This is a genomic window from Clostridioides sp. ES-W-0018-02 (genome assembly GCF_020658175.1).
In the GTDB taxonomy this organism is placed as follows: domain Bacteria; phylum Bacillota; class Clostridia; order Peptostreptococcales; family Peptostreptococcaceae; genus Clostridioides.
In genome coordinates this window covers 1-2,507 of sequence record NZ_JACVVY010000034.1, presented here as the reverse complement: position 1 = coordinate 2,507, position 2,507 = coordinate 1, and the positions used below count along the sequence as shown (strand labels likewise).

The 2,507-nt window shown below is 26.6% G+C and carries 3 protein-coding genes and 1 pseudogene; all 4 read left to right on the top strand.

The annotated features are described in order from the left end of the window. Positions 1-544, top strand: a 544-nt coding sequence (locus tag IC219_RS21105) for a hypothetical protein (protein ID WP_227853493.1), incomplete at its 5' end; no start/stop codon positions are given. Between the two features lie 44 nt (positions 545-588). Continuing rightward, positions 589-1,224 carry a hypothetical protein gene (locus IC219_RS21100; protein ID WP_227832038.1) on the top strand — a complete coding sequence of 212 codons (636 nt, stop codon included), beginning with the start codon at positions 589-591 and terminating at the stop codon, positions 1,222-1,224. Then, the gene (locus IC219_RS21095; RefSeq protein ID WP_227832037.1) at positions 1,217-2,209 is read left to right on the top strand and encodes a hypothetical protein; all 993 of its coding nucleotides are present in this window, start codon (positions 1,217-1,219) and stop codon (positions 2,207-2,209) included. Before IC219_RS21100 ends, IC219_RS21095 begins: the two co-directional genes overlap by 8 nt. A gap of 59 nt (positions 2,210-2,268) precedes the next feature. Continuing rightward, positions 2,269-2,507 (top strand): annotated as a pseudogene (locus tag IC219_RS21090) (hypothetical protein); the annotation flags it as partial.

Sequence of the window (2,507 nt, the reverse complement as noted above, 5' to 3'; positions counted from 1 at the left end):
TTCAGAGGAAGTTGAACAAATAAAAACTTCTAAAAAAACATATAAACAATTAAGAAATGAACTGAGGAAACTCAAAGATGAAATAGAAGTAGAGATAATGAACTTAGATACTGGAACAGTTTTATATAGAGATAGAGATGAAAGATTAGTCTTTGAAATGAATAAAGTAGGAGAAAAGACATTTATTATACTATCTGACTTATATGAAATATCAAACAAACATAGAGGTTATTTTGAAAACTATCTTATAACTATAGTGGATGTTGATAGTGATGATTATACTATTGATGATATATTAGAGTATTTAAGTTTAAAAGATGTTTATGAAGGTTTAGGTGGGTATGATTTAGATTACATAAATTATATATTATTAAAATTAGATAATGATAGATTTATGAATATAGTTGAAAAAGCTAACTATGGTTTAATAGAGTGTTTAGGCTCAAGAGTAATCGAATTATATAAAAAGGGTAAGTTTGATTCTCATTATAAGGAACGTTTAATAGCTACTAGACTAGGCTTACAAAGCTTATTTGAGGATTAGGGTGGTGTTATACATCATCTATTTTATAAAAGAGTGGTGATGATATGGCTACGCCAGTAAAAGAGATATATAAGCAATTTCTTTCTCTAATAAATGATGAGGAGATGCTATTACTTGAAGAGGAAATAATTGAGGATATGATGTATTCATATCTTCAAAAGGCTACATTTGATTTTTTTGAATGTAAAAAAGATTTATCTATAATGGGACAAGAAGAATCATGTATTACAATTCCAATTGACCAGTCAGAATATGTTTTTAATCAAATTAATAAAAATTATGATATTTATTTGATTGGTAAATCTACAAATAAAGAATACGAAATCAATAGAGATTATACTATAGAATTTAAAGAAGAAAATTGTGTAATAACCTTTGAAACAGAAACAGAAGAAGAAATTTTATTTAAGAGTAAATATTTGGGTGGAATAGTTTCAGACCTTGATTTAGATGAAATAATTATATTAGCTTATGGAATGATGATTTGGTGGCTTCAACCTAAGATTCTTAGAGAAGAAAATTTAAAACAAATGTTAACTGATTCAGATTATAATACTAAGTCTGGAGCTAATATGTTAGCAAAACTTTGTTTATTAGAAGTTCAAATTAGAGAACAACTTGCAAAATACAAGACAAGATATGTATACAAAGGTTTTAAAGGTTGGGATAAAATTGAATAGTTATATTAGTAATTATAAAAAAAGAATTGGACTAGGATGTTCAACTCCTAAAGAAAAAAGAATATTACAACTAAGATTAAGTTTTAAGAAATATTTAAAAGAAACACCAACCTGTATTGAAGTTCCTATAACTGATATAGATGAAGTTTGTATAACAAAAGAGACTAAAAGAGCTGTAGTTGCAATTAATGATATAACTAATAATGATAAAAGGTCATTAGATGAAAAAAATCTATTAGTTGAATCTGATTTAAATGTAGATGTAGGTTGTTATCTTTTTTATGATAATTGTTATTGGTTGACTATATTCAAAGAACATAAAGAAATGGACACATATAAGCATTTCATAATAAAAAGATGTAATCAATTCTTTAATTATAAATATAAAGGTCAGACATATAAAATACCATTATCGGTAGAAAATTTAACCTTATATTCTGATGGTATGGCAGATAATAAATACACATCTGTAGCAGATACTAAAAGACAACTTTACTTTGGAAGTAATCATATAACTAAAACTATAGATATTGACACTAGGATAATGTTAACTGGTAAAACTGTTTTTAGAGTTACATCGGTAAATGACTTTGAGTATAATGGCAGAGAAACAGGAGTAGACGGTCTTATTAAAGCTATATGCTTACAAGATGCTTTAATTTCAAAAGATGATACAATAAATAATATTGCTTATAATGAGTTATCTGAAAGTGATAATATAATTATACCTTTTGACAAAATAATAGGTGATGAATTTATAAACTTAGGAGAAGAAAATGAATACACTATAAACTACATGAGAGACGTTGAGTGGCTCTTAGACAAGCAGTATAGATTTTGTAATGTAATTAATCGAAACGAAAAAACATGCACGTTACAGAGTGACACATTGGCTAAGTACTCCGGATTAGAAATTTTATTATTAGCAAAAGACAAAGAAACAAATGAAACTATAGATACTAAAAAGATAACACTGAGGGGGTAGATATATGAGTTTATATGGATTTCCCTAACAAGTTAATTTCGAATATTGGAACAACTCTAATGTCAAATCAAGATTTTGCTAAATTTATGATTTATAATGATGAATCCCAAAAAGATATTTTATCTATGCCTGATATAAAAAACCCAGTTAAAGAGCTTAGAAACAAGAAGGTATTTTTAAATAGAAGGGTGGAAAAAGTATTAAAAGAAGCAGATATATCAGTTTTCATAATTATGTCAGAGTATAGACCATGTTCTGAGGGAAGTAGAACAGTTAAAAAAACAAAGATAGAAATTGG

Bases quoted from the DNA above. Each gene is read 5' to 3' on its own strand.
- IC219_RS21100 (WP_227832038.1), top strand. From the start codon at position 589: ATGGCTACGCCAGTAAAAGAGATATATAAGCAATTTCTTTCTCTAATA.